We start from the raw sequence: 1,617 nt of genomic DNA on the forward strand, positions 1-1,617 counted from the left end.
AATCCATAGCTTCGGTACTATACTTATGCCCGATTATTATCCATGCTCGTCCGCTCGACTAGTGAGCTGTTACGCACTCTTTAAATGAATGGCTGCTTCCAAGCCAACATCCTAGCTGTCTGGGCAGACAAACCTCGTTCTTTCAACTTAGTATAGATTTGGGGACCTTAGCTGATGGTCTGGGTTCTTTCCCTCTCGGACTTGGACCTTAGCACCCAAGCCCTCACTGCTTAAAATCATTATACAGCATTCGGAGTTTGTCAGGAATTGGTAGGCGGTGAAGCCCCCGCATCCAATCAGTAGCTCTACCTCTGTATAACTAAATAAGCGCTGCACCTAAATGCATTTCGGGGAGTACGAGCTATTTCCGAGTTTGATTGGCCTTTCACCCCTACCCACAGGTCATCCGAAGTCTTTTCAACGACAACCGGTTCGGACCTCCACTATGTGTTACCACAGCTTCATCCTGCCCATGGGTAGATCACACGGTTTCGCGTCTACCACTACTGACTATAACGCCCTATTCAGACTCGCTTTCGCTACGGATCCACACCTTAAGTGCTTATCCTTGCCAGCAACGGTAACTCGTAGGCTCATTATGCAAAAGGCACGCCGTCACTCGAATAAACGAGCTCCGACCGCTTGTAGGCGTATGGTTTCAGGATCTATTTCACTCCGTTATTCACGGTTCTTTTCACCTTTCCCTCACGGTACTGGTTCACTATCGGTCTCTCAGGAGTATTTAGCCTTAGCGGATGGTCCCGCCAGATTCAGACAGGGTTTCACGTGCCCCGCCCTACTCAGGATACCACTATCTATTATTAAACTTACCCATACGGGACTATCACCCTCTATGGTGTCACTTTCCAGTAACTTCCAGTTCATTTAACATAAAATATCGTGGTCCTACAACCCCGAAATTGCCGTAACAACTCCGGTTTGGGCTATTCCGCGTTCGCTCGCCACTACTTACGGAATCACTTTTGTTTTCTTCTCCTCCGCCTACTTAGATGTTTCAGTTCAGCGGGTTTGCTCACCTATCGGTGTAGTATCTCTTCAAGATACTGGGTTGCCCCATTCGGATATCTGCGGATCAAATCGTGTGTGCCAATCCCCGCAGCTTTTCGCAGCTTATCACGTCCTTCTTCGCCTCTGAGAGCCTAGGCATCCCCCATACGCCCTTATTTTGCTTTAATTCAACATTTTACAATGTTGCTTTACTAAAATCTAATACTATCACTAGTACCAGACCCTATCGTATGCTTTTTCCCAATATGTCAATGAACGTTAATCAAGTATCAAGACTTTCTGTACTAAGTAATAAGATTTGAAACTCAATAATGTCTCTATACTTAATACTCCTATCTTAATACTCCTAGTGGAGCATATCGGTCCCGATAGCTATCGGGAGAACCGTTTGCTCCTTTTGGTGGAGAATATCGGAGTCGAACCGATGACCTCCTGCGTGCAAGGCAGGCGCTCTAGCCAGCTGAGCTAATCCCCCATATCTTCTAGCCGTTAGCTACCAGCTATCAGCAGTTAGCAGATTGTTGATGCCCAACTTCTAAAATTTCCATGAAACAATAAATACTACTTTTTAGCTTTTAGCTGTCAGCT

1 tRNA gene and 1 rRNA gene are annotated in these 1,617 nt (G+C 46.1%); both read right to left on the reverse strand.

Annotated features, from left to right (window positions below):
- Positions 1-1,195, reverse strand: a 23S ribosomal RNA gene (locus tag CHX27_RS02465); the annotation flags it as partial.
- 232 nt (positions 1,196-1,427) lie between these two features.
- A tRNA-Ala gene (locus tag CHX27_RS02470) sits at positions 1,428-1,504 on the reverse strand.
- Positions 1,505-1,617 lie beyond the last annotated feature (113 nt).

This window comes from Flavobacterium aurantiibacter, assembly GCF_002251775.1.
GTDB lineage: Bacteria > Bacteroidota > Bacteroidia > Flavobacteriales > Flavobacteriaceae > Flavobacterium > Flavobacterium aurantiibacter.